Annotated in this window: 19 protein-coding genes; 13 read left to right on the top strand and 6 right to left on the bottom strand. The window is 56.3% G+C overall.

Annotated elements, in window-relative coordinates; translation table 11 throughout:
• Positions 1-1,117 precede the first annotated feature (1,117 nt).
• Positions 1,118-2,083 carry an extracellular solute-binding protein gene (locus JN280_RS09155; protein ID WP_244743136.1) on the top strand — a complete coding sequence of 322 codons (966 nt, stop codon included), beginning with the start codon at positions 1,118-1,120 and terminating at the stop codon, positions 2,081-2,083.
• Between the two features lie 346 nt (positions 2,084-2,429).
• Here JN280_RS09155 and JN280_RS39360 read toward each other — a convergent pair whose 3' ends face one another.
• Positions 2,430-3,152, bottom strand: coding sequence for a hypothetical protein (locus tag JN280_RS39360; protein ID WP_244743134.1), 723 nt, complete (start codon positions 3,150-3,152; stop codon positions 2,430-2,432).
• Entirely contained in the window at positions 3,130-4,518 is a 1,389-nt protein-coding gene (locus tag JN280_RS09150; protein ID WP_244743132.1) for a recombinase family protein, read from the bottom strand. The genes JN280_RS39360 and JN280_RS09150 overlap by 23 nt, the downstream gene beginning before the upstream one ends.
• Here JN280_RS09150 and JN280_RS09145 point away from each other — a divergent pair.
• Both JN280_RS09145 and JN280_RS09140 read left to right on the top strand, forming a co-directional pair.
• Positions 4,502-4,768 (top strand): hypothetical protein, encoded by a 267-nt coding sequence (locus JN280_RS09145; RefSeq protein ID WP_202311627.1) that lies wholly within the window; start codon positions 4,502-4,504, stop codon positions 4,766-4,768. The two genes, JN280_RS09150 and JN280_RS09145, sit on opposite strands and share 17 nt — an antisense overlap.
• A 1,097-nt stretch (positions 4,769-5,865) precedes the next feature.
• A complete protein-coding gene (locus JN280_RS09140; RefSeq protein WP_202311625.1) occupies positions 5,866-6,516 on the top strand; it encodes a TetR family transcriptional regulator C-terminal domain-containing protein in 651 nt (216 codons plus the stop codon).
• 45 nt (positions 6,517-6,561) lie between these two features.
• Here JN280_RS09140 and JN280_RS09135 read toward each other — a convergent pair whose 3' ends face one another.
• Genes JN280_RS09135 through JN280_RS09125 form a run of 3 tightly spaced genes read right to left on the bottom strand, consistent with a single transcriptional unit; the run spans position 6,562 to position 9,581 of the window.
• Positions 6,562-7,917 (bottom strand): LLM class flavin-dependent oxidoreductase, encoded by a 1,356-nt coding sequence (locus tag JN280_RS09135; protein WP_244743129.1) that lies wholly within the window; start codon positions 7,915-7,917, stop codon positions 6,562-6,564.
• 41 nt (positions 7,918-7,958) lie between these two features.
• Positions 7,959-8,468, bottom strand: coding sequence for a flavin reductase family protein (locus JN280_RS09130; protein ID WP_202311623.1), 510 nt, complete (start codon positions 8,466-8,468; stop codon positions 7,959-7,961).
• Between the two features lie 30 nt (positions 8,469-8,498).
• Positions 8,499-9,581, bottom strand: a complete 1,083-nt coding sequence (locus tag JN280_RS09125) for a zinc-binding dehydrogenase (RefSeq protein ID WP_202311621.1) — start codon at positions 9,579-9,581, stop codon at positions 8,499-8,501.
• Between the two features lie 191 nt (positions 9,582-9,772).
• Here JN280_RS09125 and JN280_RS09120 point away from each other — a divergent pair, with 191 nt between their 5' ends.
• Both JN280_RS09120 and JN280_RS09115 read left to right on the top strand, forming a co-directional pair.
• The gene (locus JN280_RS09120) at positions 9,773-11,092 is read left to right on the top strand and encodes an LLM class flavin-dependent oxidoreductase (RefSeq protein WP_202311619.1); all 1,320 of its coding nucleotides are present in this window, start codon (positions 9,773-9,775) and stop codon (positions 11,090-11,092) included.
• Positions 11,093-11,121: 29 nt separating this feature from the next.
• The gene (locus JN280_RS09115; RefSeq protein ID WP_202311617.1) at positions 11,122-12,309 is read left to right on the top strand and encodes a multidrug effflux MFS transporter; all 1,188 of its coding nucleotides are present in this window, start codon (positions 11,122-11,124) and stop codon (positions 12,307-12,309) included.
• 32 nt (positions 12,310-12,341) lie between these two features.
• On the opposite strand, the gene JN280_RS09110 is transcribed toward JN280_RS09115, so the two are convergent.
• Entirely contained in the window at positions 12,342-12,797 is a 456-nt protein-coding gene (locus JN280_RS09110; RefSeq protein ID WP_202311615.1) for a PaaI family thioesterase, read from the bottom strand.
• 184 nt (positions 12,798-12,981) lie between these two features.
• Here JN280_RS09110 and JN280_RS09105 point away from each other — a divergent pair, with 184 nt between their 5' ends.
• From JN280_RS09105 to JN280_RS09070, 8 genes are all read left to right on the top strand, one after another.
• Positions 12,982-14,358: an LLM class flavin-dependent oxidoreductase gene (locus JN280_RS09105; RefSeq protein WP_244743127.1), complete on the top strand. Its 1,377-nt coding sequence runs from the start codon at positions 12,982-12,984 to the stop codon at positions 14,356-14,358.
• 110 nt (positions 14,359-14,468) lie between these two features.
• Entirely contained in the window at positions 14,469-15,293 is an 825-nt protein-coding gene (locus JN280_RS09100) for an ABC transporter permease (RefSeq protein ID WP_244743125.1), read from the top strand.
• Complete coding sequence (locus JN280_RS09095) at positions 15,280-16,119, top strand: ABC transporter permease (protein WP_202311613.1); 840 nt, start codon at positions 15,280-15,282, stop codon at positions 16,117-16,119. The genes JN280_RS09100 and JN280_RS09095 overlap by 14 nt, the downstream gene beginning before the upstream one ends.
• Positions 16,120-16,154: 35 nt before the next feature.
• Positions 16,155-17,282 (top strand): ABC transporter ATP-binding protein, encoded by a 1,128-nt coding sequence (locus JN280_RS09090; protein ID WP_202311611.1) that lies wholly within the window; start codon positions 16,155-16,157, stop codon positions 17,280-17,282.
• A 62-nt stretch (positions 17,283-17,344) separates the two neighbouring features.
• Positions 17,345-18,685: an LLM class flavin-dependent oxidoreductase gene (locus JN280_RS09085; RefSeq protein ID WP_202311609.1), complete on the top strand. Its 1,341-nt coding sequence runs from the start codon at positions 17,345-17,347 to the stop codon at positions 18,683-18,685.
• Positions 18,686-18,718: 33 nt separating this feature from the next.
• Positions 18,719-19,822 (top strand): extracellular solute-binding protein, encoded by a 1,104-nt coding sequence (locus JN280_RS09080; RefSeq protein ID WP_202311607.1) that lies wholly within the window; start codon positions 18,719-18,721, stop codon positions 19,820-19,822.
• 132 nt (positions 19,823-19,954) lie between these two features.
• Positions 19,955-21,277, top strand: a complete 1,323-nt coding sequence (locus tag JN280_RS09075; RefSeq protein ID WP_202311605.1) for an NtaA/DmoA family FMN-dependent monooxygenase — start codon at positions 19,955-19,957, stop codon at positions 21,275-21,277.
• 350 nt (positions 21,278-21,627) lie between these two features.
• The gene (locus tag JN280_RS09070) at positions 21,628-21,831 is read left to right on the top strand and encodes a hypothetical protein (protein WP_202311603.1); all 204 of its coding nucleotides are present in this window, start codon (positions 21,628-21,630) and stop codon (positions 21,829-21,831) included.
• The last annotated feature ends 5 nt before the right edge of the window (positions 21,832-21,836 follow it).

Raw genomic sequence — 21,836 nt, 5'->3', positions numbered from 1 at the left:
CGTCTCGGATACAGAAGTTTCGGAAAAGTCGGCCGCGAACTGACGTAACATCCGTGCGTGGTCGCACAGTAAACCGATACACTGCCGCGATCGCCCTAACCAGCGCACGCTACTCTAAGGACCTAAACTTGGCACCGTTGGTGCGGGCAACCATTGGCGAGGTTCACAACCCACTCATATCGTGCAGCACGCGTCTACGTCCGCGCTAAATCGGCACTATCACGTTTGTTCTTCGCGCTTAGTATTATTACTCTGCGTTCATCGATGCTCTGCGATCTAGTGGAACAAAGCGATCGAAAGAAACACTTTTGCAGCTAATGGATCGTCAGGGTCAGCCTGTATCGGTGTAACTACAGCCCGGGCCAGGGCCAACCCGAGTACGCTGCAAACGATCAAGATCATTCGCCAATGTGATTTCACGTGCTCACATCCTCTACCTAAGACGCATCCTCCCAATACAGGGAATTGCTCGACAATTGAAGCAGGTCAGCGTCTGTGACTGGCACTTCCAGACTCCCCCCGCAGGGCGCTGCTCGGCGTCTCACGGGGCGGAGCGCAGCCGCCTGAGACGCGGAAAGGCCGGAATCAAAATCGCGCCGAACTGCAATGTCTCATCAATGCGCCGTGGCATCTGAACGTGTCCAGCTGCATTCTTGCGGCCATGGTGATCGAGCTCCAGGCAACCGAGTTGGCCGACCCACCGTTGAGCAGCTATCAGAAGCCTGCTCAGCGCCTAGATGCGAACTCAATACATTTGCCGCCCCGTCAAGCTATTTCCCAAACTACGAGGGCGAACAACAACCTTGCAATAGGCAGGGCGGTATGGAAACGGCTCCGATCCTAGCCATCTCGGCGGATAAATACTGGAAGCTCCGCCCGATTTGCGCCCTTGGAAGAGACTCCGTTCCGGTCCGAAAAAATTGCTGGACATCCATTCAATTTTGCGGCTCTATCCCGGTGGGAACCAGCACAACACCTGAATGGGAGCTTTGAGATGACGACCCGTCTTCCACTACGATCCATCAAGCGGCGCGCATTCCTACAAGGCTCAGCAGCAGCTTTGAGTGCGCCTTTTGTCCTCCGGCTGACTTCGCCCCTTCTCGCCCAGACAAGGACATTGAACATCGCATCCTATGGCGGAACCTACGGCGAAGCCGTCAAGAAAGCGTGGCTTGACCCGTTTGAGAGCGAAACAGGCATCAAGGTCAACCTTGGGTCGAATGCAAGTCTAGCTTTGGCCAAACTGCAAGTTTCGAACCCCGGTGGTGCTGAGTGGGATATCGTGGACCTCGCTGGTCCTGAAATCGAGCTCGCGACAAGGGAAAATCTTCTGCTCCCCCTCGACAGTAATGTCGATACGACAAAATTCTATCCCGAGTTTGTCAAGCCAAATTCCATTGGATACGCGCAGTTCATCTGGGTGGTGGGCTGGAATAGAGACAAGATTCCGGACGCGGATGCTCCGCAAGACTGGTCGCAGCTTTGGGATACCAACAAGTATTCGGGTAAGCGTTCTCTCATAACAGTGAGAACGAACGGGAACTCGTTGATCGCGGCGTTGGCTGCGGACGGCGTCGCGCCGGACGGGATTTTTCCTCTCGACTTGGACCGGGCTTTCGGTAGCTTCGAAAAGCTCGGAAAAGACAATATTATCTGGCAAAATACAAATCAGGAACCCATCCAGCATCTAACAACAGGTCAGGTAGACCTTGCGGGGATGTACACGGGTCGCGCTCTTATCGCGAATCGGGCTGGAGCAAACCTTGGCTTCAGCATGAACCAAGGCCTTATCGGCGGCGACTGGCTTGGCGTGATGCGGACTGCCCGAAACGCTGAAGCGGCATTCGAGCTGATCAACTATATCGCAACTCGGGGCGATCGAGCGGCCGAATTCACGGAGTTGACATCCTATCTCGTACCCCACGTTGAATTGGACAGTCTGTTGCCAGCCGATTCAGATGTCCGGTCCGCCGTACCTACAACCAAGGAAGTTCTTGATAGGCTTATTCGCGACGACGAGGCCTACTGGGGCGATCACCTCGAGACGGCGATCACGCGATTCACTGAGTGGCAGTTAACCTAGCTTCACGACAGCTACCTCCCAAGGCTCGTGAAAGTTCCGGTGGGGCACATACTATTGTGTCCCACCGGGTTTTTTTTACGACAGAGCCCGCTATTGCGCGTCAGTAGGGCTATTCTCGCGGTCGAACGGCGACGTTCTTCGCGCATGTGCTGATCTCGGCCAGGTCTCGACACTGTCTCAAGGCGCGGTGCGCTAGTGTGATCGTGATCGTGATAACCCTATAGGCGGGGGCGGGCACAAGAGGCGGCCGCGCTCCCACCGCTTCGAGAACACGCAGGCACCTTGGGCATCGTGCCACCGAACCTTGATCAGATCGCCGCAGCTCGTTTCATAATGCATCCCCTTGTCAGAGTCCGGGCAGTCGGATGAACTTATCGTATTGATATTGCACGTAAACCTTTGGTCTCCTGTCGATCACGCGCTGCACCCCTATGTGCACCTCTTCGGAGGCGAGCGCTTCGACCGGCACTAGCCATGGCGAGCCAGGCAGGATCTGTTTCGCCGGCAGGATGCCCTTGAGGACCAGGCTCTTTGCGGACCCGACGCAGATGCCAAGCCGTTCGGCGGCTTTCATCAGGCTGATCATCTCGCCGTCAGCCTTGGCCGGATCGTATTCGGGTATGCCGAGCCGCTCGCGCATTTCGCGCACGCGGAACGTCGTCCACGTCTCGCCGCTGCCGGTCTTGCAGCGCATCCGGTTGAGCGAGACGGCAAGCTCGCGGTCCGGCCAGTGTCCGGCGAGCTTGCGCAGCGCTCCGACGGCGCTCGGCGCCATGTCTGGACATCGGCCGGTCTTGACGCGCGGAACCCGCACCTCGGAGTGACGCCCGCCGGTCCAATGGATCAGCAGCACGGCCTCGTTGGTCGCCTCGTCGAGGTCGCACACGATTTCCTGAACCAGGATATGGATGAGGCGCTGCTTAGTCCGGGTGTCGGTCGACGGGGCGTTCCACACCGCTGGCAGGTCGTGGGCGAGCTGGAGCAGACGGGCGCGATCGATCTTTGGGCGTGTCGCCGACTGAGCCGACAGCTCGGCGATCCGCCGCTCAAGTGCGGCCACGCGCTCCAAAGCATCGTTCCAGCGCGCCTCCAATTCGCGGGCGACGTGACGCTTTGGCTGGGTCCACCAGCTCATATCGACGCCCGGCCAGCGATGCGTCGTAGCGGGCGGCTTCGAGTTCCCGCTCGACGGCAGCAATGATGTCCTTGCTCGAACGCTCGGCCTGATCCGAGGCGAAGATCGCGGCTTCTACGGCGCGGTCGGAGACGGCTTCCAGGATCTGCATTGCGACCGCACGATCGATCCGCACGCCACCGATGCCGATGCATAGCCCCACGCCGACATGAGCATCATCGCCACGGCACTGGTAGCGATGGGCGTTGCCTTTTGCCATGCCGTAGCCGACGCGCATCATCCGTCCGCAGTGCCCGCACCGCATCAATCCGGTGAGCAATGCGCGGCCACCGCGCGCCGATTTGCGCGCGCAGCTCTTCTTCATGTGCGCGTTCTCAAGCAGGAGCTTCTGGTTGTCCTCATATTCCTGCCAACTGATGTAGCCGGGATGATGATCGCGCAACAGCACATGCCATTCGTCGCGGGGTTTCCGGATCCCGCTGGCCTTGCGGGCGCGGCCATCGACGATCCGTGTTCGCTGCGCGGTTCTGCCGAAGGCATAGGCGCCGGCATAGAGCGGATTGTAAAGGATCTGCATGACGCTGTGATAGGCGGGCGCCTTCCAGACGAGCTTGCAGACGTCGACGTTACGCCGCGCCACGGGCATCTTGATGTCGGCCGACCGCAACCACAGGAAGACCTGACGTGCGCTGCCCAGTTCGCGGAACATCGCGAAGACCAGCCGGATCGCGTCGGCGACGTGCTCGTCGGGATCGATCTCGATCTTGCCGGCCTCGCTCCAGCAGAAGCCCGGCGGAAGCATGAAGCGGAACTCGCCGCGCTTGGCCTTCGAGTCACGGGCGGCGATGCCACGCTGTCGCATCAGGCTCAGTTCGTATTCCGACATCGTTCCCTTCAGGCCGAGCAGCAGCCGGTCGTTGACCAGCCGCGGATCGTAGGCGCCATCCGGATCGACGACCAGCGTGCCGGCCAGGGCGCACAGGTCGATCAGATGATGCCAGTCACGTCCGTTGCGCGCCAGGCGAGAGGCCTCAATGCAATACACCGCGCCGACGTCGCCAGAGCAGACCATGGCGACGAGCCGCTCGAAACCGGGACGTTGCATCGCCCCAGAGCCCGAGCGGCCAAGATCGTCGTCGATCACGGTCACCGACGCAAAGCCTGCCGCTTCCGGCGCTCCCGCAAGGTCATACTGCCGGCGCTGGCTTTCGAGGTTGCCGGTCACCTGCGACATGGTCGACTGACGAACGTAGACCACCGCCGCGCGGGCAAGGTGGTCAGGCGTGATCTTCACGCTCATCCCCGCCTCCCTGCTCCGCTTCGGCCGCCAGCGCCTCCAGCAGAAGGTCGGCCAGAGCCTCGACCAACCCCTTCGTGTTTTGGCTCACTGGGGGATGAAGAATTTGACGTTCCAGCTCGAGGACGAGCTGCGCGCGATCGCGATATCGGCTTCTCCGCACTGTCCCTCTCCTTCTTCCTTGGAGGACGGGATTGTGCGCCTCGCTTCCGATTCGCGCCGAGCGACGCGAGAACGGCAGCGAGTTCGTTGAGACCCTCAATGCTGATCTCGGGCGGTCCGAGCGTCATGCCCGCGCAGTAGCCGGCGTCAAACATCCAGTTCGGGAGTTCGCGGCCAAGGTCAGATCGTTCGTCCGTGTAGATGAACGTCAGGTCCTTGCCGCGACGAAACGGCGAGACCTGCAACGTTCGCCCGAACAGCGGATGCCAGGGGTAGGCGACTGTCGCAAATCGAAAACCGTATGCAGAATGTCGGTAGTTGGCCGCGACGGCCGCGGAAGACGAACAGGTTGCCGCCGCACTGATTGTGCTTCAGCGTCCCCGCGGCACCAACGCGAGACTCGGAAAGCGCTTCCCCATCTCGGTGTGGCCAGTCACCAGCTACGCGCCGACGCTAATCGTGTTTGGGATCATCAAGACCCGAGCGCCTCCAGAACGTAGCGCAGCGCCTTGGCATCCACGTCGTGGTGATCAAAGCGGACTCGCCGCCCGCCGCCAAACTCGATCTCGATGATGCCTCTTCTGCGGCGACGTCGGACGGGAGACGACGATGGCACCATCTCTTCATTGCCGCGATAGCATGAACGATCTCGACCGGCGCCAAGTGCAATGAACCGGAAACGACCCAGGCGCACAGGTCCTTGCGCCATTTGAACAACTGGCCCGAGTGAATGCCTGCTGTCCGCGTCATCACCAAGCGCCCTCATGACCGGACCCGTCTCGATCGCCCCTGAAGCCGCATGGATCGTCTTGGTCTCCGTCCCCCTCCAACGAAGCCAGGTGGTCGGGTTTGCTTGGTCATGACGTCAATGGCGACCCCAATTCGCGCATAATTCGCATACTGGCCCGCCACGTGCACAAGGCTCGCCGCATCGATCTAATCCACGATAGCGTGCATCGGCAGGAGACTGGATTCTCATGATATAGTTCCCTACCGAAGCGGCAACAGCCACTGTCAGCAAACCTTCGCCGCTAGGACCAAGATCAACTGGGCATCCTGGGCGCGCAATCGAATGCGAACAATGGGGCGGCTTCGTCGGAATTGGCACTCCGAGCCTATGAAATCTTTCCGATGAGGCTATAACATGCCAAACTGATTCCCGTTGATAATGAAAATCGGGCTTTTGTCGTGGATGAGTTGGAAACCGTTAAGGCAAATCGAATTGCTCGCCGGCAGAATCGTAAACCTTCACGGATCGCCCAAGAGCGCAAGTTAGACCTGATTGATGCCGCAATTCGGGATATCGCGGCGAAAGGGTATGACAAGGTAACTGTTAGCACCATCTGCGAGGAAGCTGGATTTTCACGCGGGTTGATTGGTCACTACTTCAGCAGCAAGGATGCTTTGCTCCTTGAGGCCGTCGAAACCGTCGCGCGGAGGCTAGGGGATGCTATCCGACGTGCCGCGGCATCAGCAGGTCCAAATCCAATGGACCGTCTATATGCCGTGATCCATGCGAGTTTCACCCCACCTGGCTGCACTGCAGAGCACATGGCTGTTTGGGTGGCTTTGACGGGCACCGCGCGATGGTCGCCGGATCTGAGAGATCTCTATCAGCGGATCTGGCGAGGATATCGCACCGATGTCGGGCGGCTGTTGGATCGCGCAGCGAAATCACAAAAGATCGAAATCGACGTGAAGGTTTGCGCTTTGGCGTTTTCTCAGATTGTCGAAGGTCTATGGATCAGCTGCAATGCCGACCCGGATGTTGTTTCGACAGAGGAAGCGGAGGAGTGCTGCCGCACGTTCGTCAATGCGATCTTCCAGATCAGAGACTGATTTGATGTCCGGTGGTGCTCAGCTGACGAATATAGACACTCTGAACTACGAAGCCTGCACTTTCTTGTAGACACTACCCGGCTTTTTCAGGCGTAGATGCTCCCTCAGGGTGTTGCCCTGGTATCCCTTTCTGAATAGGCCCCGCCGTTGCAGCTCAGGCACAACGAGTTCGGTGAAGCGTCTGAAGCCATTGGGAAAGGTTGGAAAGACGCACATGAAGCCATCCGCGGCTCTCGAGCTCGTCCAATCCTCCATCAGGTCTGCAACGTCAGCGGCCGAGCCGACAGCGAACTTTGATCCCCGTGCAATTGAATAGTATTTGTATAGTTCCTTCACTGTCGCGCCGCCTTCCTGCTGTATCAGCTCTTGAAAGTAGCGTAGGAAGCTTTGGCCACCTTGAGTTGACGTTGGGACTTTCTCCATGGGGAAAACGTCATCGTCCGCGACATCAGAGAGATCAATCCCGCCAAGATCGTAGGACATGATCTCACGTCCGACGTCAGGATGTATTCGCTCCTGCAGGTCTGCAAGGATGTCGTCTGCCTCAGACCGGGTGCGCCCGACGATGGGCATAAGTGCAACCAGGATCTTCACGTCGTCGGCATCACGACCGTACGCTACCGCGCGGTCCTTTACATCCTTGTAGAAGGCACGGCCGGCATCAATTTCGGGTTCGGCGCTGAAAACTACGTCGGCCGTCCTTGCTGCCAGATCTCGCCCAGGCGCCGAGCCCCCCGCCTGGATGATCACGGGATGACCTTGCGGCGGCCGTGCAATGTTCAATGGCCCTTTGACGGAAAAATGCTCGCCAGAAAAGTTCAGCGTATGTAGCTTCTCTGCATCGAAGAACAGGCCTGTCTCCCGGTCACGGGTGAAAGCGTCGTCGTCCCAACTGTCCCAGAGTGCCTTCGCGATTGTCAGAAACTCAGTGGCGCGAGAATATCGGGCCTGATGGTCTGCTCGCGGATTGGAGCCAAAATTGAGCGCAGCTGCTGCTGAGGATGTCGTTACGACGTTCCACCCAATTCGTCCCTTGCTGAGATGATCGAGCGATGCAAACTGCCGGGCCAGATTGTAGGGTTCCGAATATGAAGTCGACGCCGTTGCCGCCAATCCGATCTTGGATGTCTTTCCAGCGAGCATGCCCAAGACAGTTACTGGCTCGAACTGGGCGGCGAACATTGGCCATCGCCGGATGGCCTGCAGGTTCCCTTCGCGAACAGCCGGCACGTCGGCGAAGAAGATGAGATCCAACGCGGCTCGCTCTGCAATCTGTGCCACGTTTGTGTAGTGATCGACATCGATCTCGGCGCCAAGTGGGGCGTCGCCACTGAGCCACGCCGCAACGTGGCTACCGTAAGGATGCAGGATCACTCCGAGGTGCATTTCTTGCTTCGACAATGAACTCTCCAATAAGCTCTGATACGCCCGCGCCGGCGGGCTCACCGCTTCATGTTTCGTGGATAGATGAGAGCGGATACGTCTGGATTGCTTGCTATTGCGACAACTCGCCCAAAGACGAGGACGGTGCCATCCTTCTCGAAATAGCCATCCAGCTCGCAGTCCATCGCGCCGGTAACGCTGGTGAAGACCGGAGCACCAGTCCGCATCGTGTGCCATGAGAGTTCGCTGAACCGGGCGCTTCCTTTTGGCGCCTCCGCGGATGAGAAGCGCTCGTAGATCAAATCGGCATCGGCACTTAGAAAATTTATCGCGAAAGAGCCGCTGTGCAGAATTGTCGATAGGGCGGATGTCGACCTCGAGATAGCGACGGACATCACCGGAGGCGATCCGGAGAAGTGAGTTGCGGAAAGTGCGAGCAGACCTTCCGGGCCGTTTGGCCCCATTGTGGTTGCGATCGACACACCAATCGGGCGGCGTCCCAATGCTCCCCAAAACTCTTTAGGTGCAATCAAATGTTCGGTGGATGTGCCGTTCTGTTCCGAGTCCAAAGTCTTTCGGCTCCTGCCTGGGATCTGATTTTATGGCCGGTTGCACTGTCTGTTCGCACCAGAAACGTCAATAATGATCTTCCCTACATGGGCCTTTTCGACAAATCGTGCTTGTGCGACCGCAACGTCTTCTAGCGGAAACATAGAATCCACCTGCGGCCGAAGGCGACCGTCTTCTACGTACCGAAGGATGTTCTTCATTGCGCTTGCTTGGGAACCTCCCACACCAAGAAGCTCGAGATCGCGATAGATTGGAACCCGAAGATCCAACTGCGTCGCGTAGCCTGCGATGGCGCCAGCGGTTACAAGGCGCCCACCGCGCTTGAGGACATCGAAAAGCGAGGAAAACATCTCACCGCCGACAACATCCAGAACGACATCTATCGAGCGGTCAGAGAGGATCTCAGAAAGTGACTGAGCCAGGCCCTTGTTCTTGTCGATGAAATGGTCGGCGCCCAAAGAGAGTAGCCGCTCAGATTTGTCTTTTGATCCGACAGCGATGACTGTGGCGCCTTTGAGCTTCGCTAGTTGAATATTGCCTGCGCCAACTCCTCCAGAAGCCCCCGTCACGAGGACGACGTCGCCAAGTTTGATCTGTGCTCGAATTTGCATTTCTTCAGAGGTTTGGTAGGCGGTGGGCAGACAGGCGAGTTCCGCGAAACTCAGATCGGATTGTACGGTGAGCGCATTTGAAGCCGGTACAACCAGATACTCCGCATAACCACCATCTTGAGTACTACCGAGGAGACCGACTACTTGAACTCGTTCCGACGCGGAATGATCGCGCATGAACGGATCGACTACCACAGCGCTACCCTTGGCTCTTTCATCAACGCCAGCTCCAACCTGCTCGATCACGCCGGCAGCCCCCGCTCCTTGGATACGCGGAAATGTGAATGATCGTTTCTGGAATGTGTCGACCACCGGACCTTCTGAGCTTTGTCGTGCATACCACCCTTCGCGCATCGCGATGTCGGTGTTGTTCACCGCGGCAGCGTAGACTTTGACAAGAACTTCATTGGGCCCTGGAACGGGAACCGGCTGGTTTGTGTCGAAAGTCAGCTTGTCGAGTCCACCGTGACCTGTGAGTACAACTGCCCGCATTGTCGACATAAGGGTACACTCCATCTCACGCGCGCGGCAGCTGGGCACCACCTCGACGGCATATGTCCAACATTGCACCAGTGTGCTGGACGTTCAACATATTTTTTCCTAGCCTCTTGAATTTTGCTATCCATCCAGCAAAGATTGTAGAGCGGTCGTTGAGATCGAGGCGTTTGAGCTATGGTTGCAGAAAAGTGCAAATGACAATGATGTCCCTTGGTTTGATCATGGATCCCTACGGGAACCACCCAGTCGCTTGGCGTTTGGCAAATGCGCCGAATGGCGCGGAGACGAGTATCGAGCACTACAGCCACGTGGCTAGAACAGCCGAAGAGAGTGCTTTTGACTTCATATTCTTCGCTGACACGCCCGCTGTTCGCGATGGCAACATCGATGCAGTGTCACGATGGCCGCTCTACGCGGCACAGTTCGAACCGCTTACCCTCCTCGGTGCCCTTGCTGGAGCGACAACGAAAATTGGCCTTGCCGCGACCGTGTCGACCAGCTTTTCCGAGCCCTACAACGTCGCAAGACAGTTGCTGTCGCTCGACCACCTGAGTCATGGGCGCATAGCGTGGAATGTCGTCACGACTTCTCAGCCGGCTGCGTCATTCAATTTTGGAAGGGAGCCGCGCAAGGATCATGGAGAACGCTATGCCAGGGCGCGGGAGCACTTGGAAGTCGTCAAGGGACTGTGGCGGAGCTGGGACGACGACGCATTTCTCTATGATAGGGACGGTGGCCGCTTTTTTGACCCCGACAAGCTTCATAGATTGAACTTTGAAGGGCAGCATTTTTCCGTCAGGGGACCGCTCAACGTTCCTCGCTCGCCGCAAGGGAACCCTGTGATAATACAGGCAGGAGCTTCTGAGGCGGGGAAAGAACTTGCTGCAGAGACTGCCGAAGTAGTGTTCACAGCGGATCGCAACATCGACCGCGCGCGCGAATTCTACACGGACCTCAAGGGACGAATGACGAAGTTCGGTAGGGGCCCTAACGAACTTAGGATCCTGTCAGGGCTGAACCCGATCTTCGGTCGCACACGTCAGGAAGCGCAGGACCTACATGGGAAGCTGTGTGAAGCCATTCATCCGGATGTTGGACGCGAGCTTTTGTCGATCGACATGGACTATGTAAGCTTGAAGGATGTTCCGTTGGATGAACCGTTGCCAGCGGACCTATTCCCGAAAGATGTCCAGGGAGGGAAGAGCTACCTTAGCTACATTCGTCAAACGATGAATGACCGCGATCTCACACTCAGGCAATTGTACGAGAGCTATGCAACGGGTCGGGGCGGCAATGTAGTGGTCGGATCCCCCGAGGACGTCGTCGATCTCATGGAGGAGTGGTTCACTACGGGAGCCGCAGATGGTTTCATGATCGGCTTTTCCCTTTTGCCACAAGGCATAGAGGAGTTTGGTAAGCTCATTGTTCCTGAGCTGCGTCGACGGGGTCTATTTCGGGAGACCTATACCGGCGGCACCTTGAGAGAGCATCTCGGACTTTCAATACCACGCTAGTCTCTTTGCTCCCCGCTACAATATTCGAAATGGATATGAAGGTGCCGTCGCAAAGGCTGTTGTTAACAATACTCGTCTTCTTGACGGCGTTGCCGCTTGTGAGCATCAACATATTTCTTCCGTCAATGCCGACCATTATTGATGAATTTGGCGGCAACGTTGCAGCCGGCGTCAGCACAGTTTCGATCTATCTCGCTGGTGTCGGCATCGGTCAACTTTTCTATGGACCAATCTCCGATGTGTATGGCCGGAAGATCTCACTCGTCGCGGGAATGTCCGTCTTCGCCGTGGGTTCTCTCATCTGCACGCTGGCGGGGTCGATAGAACTGTTTCTGCTCGGGCGTTTCGTGCAGTCGTTCGGTGCGGCTTCGGCAATTGTGATAGCGCGCATCCTCGCTCGCGATGTCTATGGTTCTGCGCGCGCGGCAAGCATTCTGGGTTACACGCTTACCGCTGCAACGGTAGCAGCGGGCCTATCTCCGTTCGCGGGCGGAGCCCTTGATGGTATGGTGGGGTGGAGGGGTGTCTTCGCAACACTAGTTGTTGCAGGGGTACTTATGGCCGTGGTTTGCTTGATCGGCGTCAGGGATGGCATACTGAACCGCCCACTTGTCCGTGACCGCGTGAACTTCGCAACCGTTTTCGCCATCACCAGACGTCCATCCTTCTTGATGTATGCACTGTTCTCCGCCTGCCTCTTTGGAAGCTGGCAGGCGTTTCTTGCCGGTGTGTCGATCGTTGTTATTGGTTTGTGGGGCTACAGCCAGTCAGAATTCTCCGCATGGTGGCTGGTTGTGTCGCTATCCTACATGGTCGGGACCATGATCGCCGGCCGCTATTCGACCATTTATGGCAAGCTCGCGATGATCGGTGTGGGATCGATCCTTATCGTCGCGGGGGCCTCTATGCTTCTGGCAATGGCATTGTTCGATTTCCGCCACCCGTTGGGGCTCTTTCCACCCATGAGCATTCTTTTGATTGGGTTTGGTGCGGCGGAACCGAGTGCGGCGGCAGGCGCTCTAGAAGCTAGTCCGGATCGCCTCGGTGTCGCCTCGGCGATCTTGGGCACGATGCAGGTTGGCTTTTCAATACTCGCAATATCTGTTGTCGCATACCTTCCATTTCACACCGCGCTTCCACTAGTTTCGGTAAGTGTTGGCATGGCGCTAGCCGCGGTGGCATTGCACTACGCGTTGAGAAAGGTCGCTTCTCCTTGATTGGCGGGAGCGTGGTTCATTTGCCGCAGCAATCACGGGGAGATTTTTTTGTTTGGCACCACCTTGGCCACCCCTGAGAAGTTGAGGATTGGGCCTTTCAAGCCGCTTACAAGGCCGCGGACGAAGATGAGTGAGCGTCCCGCCCTGACAATCTCTGCCTTCGCCTCAACTCTTTGGCTGGGAAACGTCATTCCGACGAACTCACTATTCATCGATATTGTCACAATCTCATCCGGGTCCGACGCTGTCCTCGCGGTTACGAATAGACAGTAGTCTGCAAATGTGAGCAGCCAGCCGCCATGCACTATTCCCATTCCATTCGCCGAAGCTGGAGGCGGAACGGCAGAGCATTCTACGGACCCATCTGAGGACATACGGTGGAAAAAAGGTCCCGCATGGTCGTTGAAGGGCTCGGACGGGATGTGTTGCCAACCGGAAAATTCTCCACTTGTAACAGCAACCCCGCCGCCAATTGGCTTGAAGTCCATAGCTGATCCTCCCGCGTGCCCAACGTCTTGCGCTGGCAAGGCCGTTTCCTTTTTGATGAATGTTCAACAAGTTAATAGTCGGGTGGTGGAGGATTCACAATCCTGCAATCGGCAAAAAAATTTGCTGGACAACCAACATATTTGTGCAATGTTGGGGGCAAGCAGCCTGCCGCCTGAATAGTGAGTGCTGGGCTCGAAAAATAGAACATTCGGGGAATATGACGTGACTGACATTGGGACGATGGCCGTAGGCATCCTTATGAGCGACGTTGGGGTGCATCCTGCGGCTTGGAGGCATCCGAGCACTCCTGCTGCCGGCGAAACGAGTTTCGCCTTTTTGCTCGAGGTGGCACGGCTGGCAGAGGCAGGAAAGTGTGATTTTGTCTTCTTGGCCGATAGCCTTGCAACGCGCACAGGCAACATGAACTCCATCCGGCGGCAGTCCGGACATATCGCTCACTTGGAGCCCATTACCGCGATCTCTGCGCTGGCAGCGGGCACGAACCGTATTGGACTCGCCGCTACGATATCGACCACATACTCCGAGCCCTACAACGTTGCGCGCCAATTTGCCTCTCTCGATCACATTAGCAATGGGCGTGCAGCTTGGAACGCGGTTACAACCGCTGACGCTGCCGCTGCGCGCAATTTTGGCCGTGAAACACACGAGGATCATGCTCAGCGTTACAGGCGTGCTGGGGAGTTCGTCGACGTTTTGAACGGCTTATGGGATAGTTGGACCGACGAGGCATTTATTCGCGATCGTGAGTCAGGGGTCTTTTTTGACCCCGACCAAATGCGCGCTCCCAACCATAAAGGTGAATTCTACCAGGTCGGCGGACCTCTCAACGTCCCCCGGCCCCCTCAGGGGCGCCCTGTCGCGATCAGCGCGGGCGGATCAGAACCGGGCCGTGAACTGGCTGCCCGAACGTCCGAGGTCGTGTTCAGCGTCAATCGTGATCTAGCGACTGCAAAGGAATTCTACCAGGATTTGAAGGGACGGATGGCCAAATACAACCGGCAACCCGATGAACTAAGAATCCTGACGTCGCTGAACCCCTATATCGGCAGGACTGAAAGCGAGGCGGAGGATAAATTTTCGTCCCTTCAGACGCTTATACATCCGGACGTCGGCCGCGCGATTCTTGCCGTGGATCTTGGTGTCGACTTGAGCTCGCTCGATGTCGATCAAGCAATACCGTTGGAGCTTTTGCCGGAGACCAGCAACAGCACCCGCTCGTATTTCGACATGATGGTGGCCGCTGTCCGGGACGAACGCCTCACAGTTCGGCAGCTCTATGAGCGTTGTGCTGCCGCGCGTGGAGGTATGAACCCTGTCGTAGGCTCCGCAAATACCGTCGCAGACCATATGGAGAAATGGTTCCGAGAGGGAGCATGCGACGGATTCATGGTGAGGGTTCCGTATTTACCGACCGGGCTACAGGACTTCGTCGAGCTTGTTGTGCCGGAACTACAGAGGCGTGGCCTCTACAGAACGGACTACGAGGGCAAAACACTGCGTGATCACCTGCGATTGGCTCGACCGGCCGTTCTCTCGTGATGGAGGCGGAGCTTTGGCATGGCCCTTGCTTGCCATCTTGGGGAACCAAGTTCCCAATGACGCGATCGGGTTCATCTCATCAAGTAGGTATCTGACGGGTAACAAGAACGATGCTTGTAAGACAATTCGACAATAAGAATCTTCTCTTTTTGCCGGTTATCGTAGTCTATGGTGCGATGGCGCTTCTACCAATCGCGATGATTGTGCGGCTCAGCTTCGAAACAGGCCTCGCTCCGTTCCAGAAGCTCTTCTCCTCTCCTCTGTTCTGGCCCGTTGCCGCGAATACGGTCTCGGTCGGACTTTATACCACTGCGATCTCAATCTTTCTTGGCTACATCCTAGCGGCACTATTGTGGCGTTCCTCTGGTTTTACCCGATTGGCAGTGCTCGGATTTGTGTTGTTGCCATTCTGGACGGCAGTGCTCATCAAGAATTTTGCGTGGGCAATACTTCTGCAGGACAATGGAGCTATCAACTCGATGTTGATTTGGCTTGGTTTGACAGATCGGCCTCTGCCTCTCCTTTACAACCGCTTTGCGGTCGTCGTGGGCATGGTTCACTATACAATTCCCTACGCCGTGCTGCCTATTTTTACAGCAATGCTAGCGATTGATGACCGCCTTGAGCGTGCGGCACGCAGCCTTGGGGCGACAAGCCGAGAGTCCTTCTACCATGTGATTCTTCCACTTACGCTCCCTGGCGTTTACTCGGCCGCACTGCTCGTTTTCATCATATCCATTGGCTTCTACGTGACGCCCATCGTTTTGGGTGGCCCACGGCAAATGATGATTGCGAATCTCGTTCAGTTCTATTCGCAGCAGATTATCGACTTCAATACAGCAGCAGCCTTGTCGTTGATCATCCTCGTGAGCAGCGGGCTCTTGATCGCACTCTTCCAATTGCTTCCGAAGGAGGGTCAGTTTGGCCGCGCCTAATAGCATAGCTCTTAAAGCAAACGTCGCATCGGTGCAGGCTTGGCGCCCAACCGGTTACTTCTGGCTATTCCTGGTCAGCGTTCCATTTCTGATCTATTTGATCCTGCCGATACTGATCATCGTGCCCATGGCGCTAACGAAAGGCAACCTTCTGGCCTTCCCCCCTCAATGGGCATCAACTCGCCACTTCACCGAACTCTTCCAGGACGAGGTCTGGATGAGATCGTCGTGGACCTCGCTCAAGGTCGCATTGTTGGCAACAGTCGTGGCGGCAGTGACCGGTACGTCGGCTGCACTAGCGCTCTATCGGAACAACATTTTTGGCAAAGGGTTTATCACTACAGTGATCCTCATGCCGATCATGATTCCTGTCGTCGTTCTGGCGCTTGGGGACTATTTGTTTCTCGCACGTATGGGTTTGATCGGGGGATGGATGTCCATCGGGATGGCGCATGGCGTGCTGGTGACTCCATACGTCTTCATCGCCGTGCAAACAAGTTTGAGCGGGCTGGATCCGGCCCTTGCGCGAGCCGCACGGAGTTTGGGCGGAGGAAATCTAGCGTTGTTCCGCCATGTTTACTGGCCCACGCTGAGAGCTGGGATATTGGGAGGCGGAGTGTTCGCGTTCATCGGTTCATTCGATGAGGTCGTGATCGCCCTGTTCCTTGCTGGATCGAGCTCCATCACTCTGCCTGTCCAGATGTTGACGAGCATTCAGTATGATCTGACGCCAAAGATTGCAGCAGTTTCTTCATTGCTGTTCGCCTTGAGCATCTTGGCTCTTCTCACCCAGGCGTTTGTCACAAAGTCCCGGTCACGCGCTTAGTTGGTCAGTTTCTGTATCCAGAATAGAGGTTATTGATGAGCGAACCGAACATAGTGGCCGACCAAAATGCGATCCGTCGCAGCGGAAGGCTGGTCCTCGACAATGTTTGCAAGGACTACGGTGATTTTGTCGCGGTTGACGACGTCAACTTCGCCCTGGCACCCGGCGAGTTCCTGACTCTGCTTGGCCCGAGTGGCTCTGGGAAGACTACCACGCTCATGATGGTCGCAGGATTCGAAGATCCGACGCGCGGAACCATCAAGGTCGGGGAGCGAGATATGGTGTCGCTTTCTCCGAAGGAGCGCAACTTCGGAGTGGTGTTCCAGAGCTATGCGCTGTTTCCCCACATGACCGCGCGACAGAATGTCGAGTTCCCGCTCAGGATGCGGAAACAGAGTGCTGATGCGCGTCGTAAAGCGGCGTTGGAAATGCTTGAAACTGTTGGGTTGGCCTCGTTCGCCAATCGAATGCCGCGGGAATTGTCTGGTGGTCAGCAACAGAGAGTCGCGTTGGCCAGAGCTTTGGTCTTCAAGCCTGACGCCCTGTTGCTCGACGAGCCACTCGGAGCGCTGGACAAGCAACTGCGCGAACAGATGCAATACGAGATCAAGGATCTACAAAAAAAATTGGGCGTTTCGGTCCTCTTCGTGACCCATGATCAGGAAGAGGCCATGACGATGTCCGATCGCATAGCGGTGATGGACAAAGGACGAATAGTCCAAATGGGCACGCCGCAAGATGTCTATCACCACCCGGCGACGGAATTTGTCGCGAATTTCCTGGGAGAGACCAACCTCATTCCCTGTGTCGTCGAAGACGCGTCTAATGAGCAGGTCACAGTCAAGCTCGACAATGGTCAACGATGCTGTGCGCTGCCTCCCCGTATCGGTGTTCCTCCTTCAACAGGTGAACGGGCGAAGCTTTCTATTCGACCGGAACGCGTAAGAATTCTCTCCGGAGACGAACGAGTGGATACAACGTTCAAGGGAATTGCCCAGACTCAATCGTTTCTCGGCCGTCATTTTCGAAGTGTCGTCTCGGCAATGGACCAGCAGATCGCCATCATCACAAGCGATCTTGACCGAGCGTCGATGGCGCAAGCAGGTCGAGAAATCTCTATCGGCTGGATGAAGCAGGACGCACAGGTTTTGGCGCGGACCTAGCGAGGACGGCCCACCACTTGCGGAATCGCGAAGCCAAAAGACACGAGCATGCGGGGAGCATCATGATTCTTGGAGTGTTTCTAGGCCTGTTTGGAGGGCATCCTGCGGCGTGGCGACATCCGGATGCTCCATCCGCGAAAGCTTACACTGACTTGTCGCTCTACGTAGAGTTTGCTCGCCAACTCGAAGCTGAGAAACTCGACCTGCTTTTTTTGGCTGATGTCCCAGCTATTCGTGAAGGCAATATGGACGCGCTGCGTCGTTTTTCTGCTTACATGATGCAGCTTGAGCCCCTGACCCTTCTATCTGGCATTGCGGCGTCGACAAGCAGGATCGGTCTGGCGGCCACAATGTCCACCAGTTTTTCGGAGCCCTACAATCTTGCACGACAGTTCGCGTCGCTTGATCACCTGAGTAACGGCCGATCTGCCTGGAATTTGGTGACGACCTCTTCATCAGCGGCCAGTCTGAATTTTGGATCGAAAACCCAAGTCCCACATGCTGATCGCTACAGACAGGCTCGAGAGTTTGCGCACGTAGTTTGCCGCCTTTGGGATGGCTGGGACGCGGATGCGGTCGTTGGAGATCGAGAGCAGGGCATACTCTTCGATCCATCAAAGATTCGTAGGGCAGAGCACGCCGGCGAGTTCTATAATGTGAGAGGTCCGCTCAATATCCCGCGTCCTCCACAAGACCGCCCCCTGATCATACAAGCCGGAGGGTCCGAAGCTGGGAAAGATTTGGCGGCCGAGATCAGCGACATTGTATTCTCTGCCGAGCCCAACAAAGAGCGGGCAAGTGCGTTTTACCGCGATCTGAAGGGGCGGCTCGCTAGGTTTGGACGAAATCCCTCCGATCTTAAGATTCTGTACCAGTTAACTCCAATTGTTTGTCAATCGAAACATGAGGCAGAGGACCGTCGGCTTCGTCTGGAGTCATTGCTCCACATTTCGGTCGCCAGGGAGATCTTATCCTTCGATCTCGGCGGCGTAGACCTATCCGATCTGCCAGACGACGAGCCAATTCCTGCTCATCGTATCCCAAGCGACACGGCTGGAGGCAAAACGTACCTGGAAATTATCCGGAGCATCTCTTCTGGCGCCACCCTACAGGACGTTGCGCATCGGTACGCAGCTTCGCGGGGTGGACTCACTCTCGTTGGCCAAGCCGAAGAGATAGCGGATGAGATGGAGGCCTGGATAAGTTCGGAATCTGCCGACGGCTTCATGATTGGATTTTCGAGTGTGCCCGACGACTGGCCAGCATTCCGCGACATGCTGTTACCGGAATTGCGACGTCGAGGGCTAGTGAAGTCAGAATATACGGGACGTACTCTACGCGAACATCTGGGATTGACGGAAGTCGCTGCAATAAAAAGCGGTTCAGCGCTTTGGACGAATTAGTTGAGTGGGCCACCCTTGTCTTTGGAGCGAAAAATGACATTCGACCGGTTTGCGAATTCGGGTTTTCGTTTGAATAAGCGAGATTTCCTTGCCGTTGGAGCAGGCGGAGCCCTATCCATGCCAGCCTTGCTGAATTTGGTCCGGCCAGCTCGATCTGCTGATACAGGGGTCTTGAACGTCGCTTCCTATGGAGGGAGCTATGGTGAAGCTTTTCGTAAGGCCTGGCTTGATCCGTTCCAGGAAGAGACTGGCATAAAGGTCAATCTTGGCGCGAACGCTAGCCTGTCGCTGGTGAAACTTCAGCAAGACAACCCCTCTGGGTCTGAATGGGACATCGTAGACCTTTTTACGTCCGAGTACTATCTCGCCGTAAGTCAGAATCTCTTAGCGCCACTCGATCCGTCTACCGTTGATGTTTCACAAATCCTGCCAGAGTACGTGAAGAGTCATGGCTTCGGCTATGCACTTTACATCTGGGCCCGCGGTTACAACAAAAGCGCGGTGGCCGAGAGCCACATTCCAGAAAGCTGGCGCGAGTTCTGGGAGGTTGGCAAGATTCCGGGGCGGAGGTCATTGGCTAGCGGAGATGGCCAAACTCTTGAAGCTGCACTTCTGGCGGACGGCGTTCCAATAGGCGAGATTTACCCGCTCGATGTTGATCGTGCATTCCGAAGTCTTGATCGCCTCGGCAAGGGCAACATCTTGTGGGCGAATACCTATCAGGAGCCAGTCCAGCATCTGATTAGCGGAGAGGTCCCACTGGCTGGGATTTATACGGGGCGTGCGATCATCGCAAATAGAGACGGAGCAGATATCGGGCTTTCAGCTAAAGAGGGCCTAGTTTCTGGCGATTTCATTTCGGTTGTTCAAAACGCGCGGAATAAGAAAGAGGCGTTCCAACTGATGAACTACATGGCCACTCGTGGTGATCGTGCTGCCGAGTTTACCGCGCTGACTTCGTATGCGGTCCCCCACGCTGATGTTGAGCGCCTGTTGCCTGCCAACGCGAACGACGTTCGTGCTCTGCTGCCCACCAATCCGGATCTTCGCGATAATCTCCTCGTTAGTGATGCTGATTGGTGGATAGCCAATCTGGAAAGTGTGAAGGCGCGCTTCTTGGAATGGCAGGTCCAGTGAATTCAACTCGGGTTGACATGACCCATAGGGCAGACCTGCTGACCTTCCGGTGGCTCGAGCATTTCACCGGTACAGGTAGAGCAACCCGGAAAAATCCATGCTGAACATTGCTCAATGCCGAAGGGGATGCCTATGTCGTCGAGACGCGGCAAAATGGTCCTTAGCGCTCTTCTTTCGCCTGTTGGCTATGATTGGCATGCTTGGCGGTTGCCTGGAAGCCGATCGGAAGAACTCGCAACTCTCGCGATTCTCGCAGATACGGCTCAAAAATGGGAGCGTTCGAAACTCGATTCCATTTTTCTGGCTGATATCCCGGGGGCGTCGTTCCTGTTGGAAAACGACCTGTCCCTGGGTAGTCCGTATGAGCCGGTTTCTGCATTGGGGGCTTTGGCGGCTTCCACCAGCAACATCGGTCTCATAGGCACGATCTCGACGACGTTCAGTCATCCCTTCACGACCGCGAGACAGCTTGCCGGCTTGGATATGCTAAGCGGCGGGCGGGTTGGCTGGAACATCGTCACATCCTCCTACGGGGCAGAGGCCTACGGGATAGAACTGCCGGTCAAAGCCGATAGATATCGGCGAGCGACAGAGTTCGTCAAAGTGGTAAGGGGGTTGTGGTCGGCATGGAGCGATCGTGCTGTGATCAACGACCGCTCAATGGGGGTATGGGTTGATCCAGATCTCATTAAAGTTCGTGAGCATGACGGAGAGTTTTTCAAGCTCCGCGGCTATGTGAACATTCCACGCTCACCTCAGGGGCATCCGGTCCTCGTTCAAGCAGGCCAATCATCTGAGGGTCTCGGGCTTGGTGCCGAAGTTGCTGAGATCATCTATACCACCCAGCCTCTACTTGATGAGGCAGTACGGTATTATCGAGAACAGAAAGCAAGAGTCCAGGCGGCGGGGCGCGATCCCGCACACGTGAAAATCCTTCCGGGAATTATCCCGTATGTCGGCCGGACCGAGGCGGAAGCCAAGGAGATGATGGAATCCGTTGTTCAGTTCATGAACTTCAGCCTTTTGGCTGAGCGGTTTGAGAGATTGTATTCCGTGAAGCTCTCCGATCTCGACCTCGGCGAAGCTGTTCCTGACGAGCGCTTTGACAATTGGGAGTCGCATCCCTCAGGACCGAGAATTGCGGCGTACAAATCGTACGCTGCTCAGCCTGGAAGGACTGTGAAAGACTTACTTGTCGTCTATTCAAGCGCAATGGGTCATCATTTGGTATGCGGCTCGGCTACTCAAGTCGCCGACACAATGATCGAATGGTTCGAGTCTTATGCGTGCGATGGCTTCAGTATCAATACTCCGACAGCACCCGCATCGATCGACGCGCTCTGTAAATACTTGATCCCTGAGTTACAGGAGCGTGGGTACGCTCGGACAGAGTATGCGGCTTCGACTTTGCGCGGGAACCTTCAGTTGCCTCATCCCAAAGCATGGGACGGCTGACGCTTCCGCAAGAACTGCGCTCGGTTTGCACTTAACTTCGTTGGCAAAATAGTCTGGGCGCATTCTCTGCATAGTAATCGATATTTGACGATTAGATCGACAATCTTCCGCCGATTTTCCAACGGAGGCTTATTTGGGACTTGGAACAACCTTTCAATACCCGCCGCCTTGTCGATCGGAGCTTGGTGCTTAGCCGGTCGTCACGATAATTTTTCATCGATGCGAACTGCGAGGCTGTAGATCGACTTCTACGACTGTCGATCTGTCGCCAGGGCAATTCCAAGAACCACCCAGGGTGACGCTTGGCGGTCTTCTGGGGCGGAAGGAGCCTTCGGAGAAAGGAGCATGGTATGCGATTTGGAGGCGACACCGACGAAGAGTTTCAAGAACTCCTCCTGCAGCTCGAGGCGATGATGGACACCGCCGAGATTCCCGCGATGCTAGATCGGTTGCTCAAAACTTACGGCCTCAAGTCGATCGCCTACCTGGGAACCTGCATTGTCGAGCGGCCGGACAATCAACCCTACCTCGCTGTCACCTACTCGCGGGATTAGGTCGA

This window comes from Mesorhizobium sp. L-8-10, from assembly GCF_016756635.1.
Taxonomy (GTDB): domain Bacteria; phylum Pseudomonadota; class Alphaproteobacteria; order Rhizobiales; family Rhizobiaceae.
The sequence above is the reverse complement of the archived record's forward strand: the minus strand, read 5'-3'. Positions and strand labels throughout refer to the sequence as shown.

Coding starts and splice junctions, on each gene's coding strand:
- JN280_RS09085 (WP_202311609.1), top strand. CDS start 17,345: ATGATTCTTGGAGTGTTTCTAGGCCTGTTTGGAGGGCATCCTGCGGCG.
- JN280_RS09090 (WP_202311611.1), top strand. CDS start 16,155: ATGAGCGAACCGAACATAGTGGCCGACCAAAATGCGATCCGTCGCAGC.
- JN280_RS09125 (WP_202311621.1), bottom strand. CDS start 9,581: ATGTCGACAATGCGGGCAGTTGTACTCACAGGTCACGGTGGACTCGAC.
- JN280_RS09110 (WP_202311615.1), bottom strand. CDS start 12,797: ATGGACTTCAAGCCAATTGGCGGCGGGGTTGCTGTTACAAGTGGAGAA.
- JN280_RS09075 (WP_202311605.1), top strand. CDS start 19,955: ATGTCGTCGAGACGCGGCAAAATGGTCCTTAGCGCTCTTCTTTCGCCT.
- JN280_RS09120 (WP_202311619.1), top strand. CDS start 9,773: ATGACAATGATGTCCCTTGGTTTGATCATGGATCCCTACGGGAACCAC.
- JN280_RS09100 (WP_244743125.1), top strand. CDS start 14,469: ATGCTTGTAAGACAATTCGACAATAAGAATCTTCTCTTTTTGCCGGTT.
- JN280_RS09115 (WP_202311617.1), top strand. CDS start 11,122: ATGGATATGAAGGTGCCGTCGCAAAGGCTGTTGTTAACAATACTCGTC.
- JN280_RS09150 (WP_244743132.1), bottom strand. CDS start 4,518: ATGAGCGTGAAGATCACGCCTGACCACCTTGCCCGCGCGGCGGTGGTC.
- JN280_RS09070 (WP_202311603.1), top strand. CDS start 21,628: ATGCGATTTGGAGGCGACACCGACGAAGAGTTTCAAGAACTCCTCCTG.
- JN280_RS09080 (WP_202311607.1), top strand. CDS start 18,719: ATGACATTCGACCGGTTTGCGAATTCGGGTTTTCGTTTGAATAAGCGA.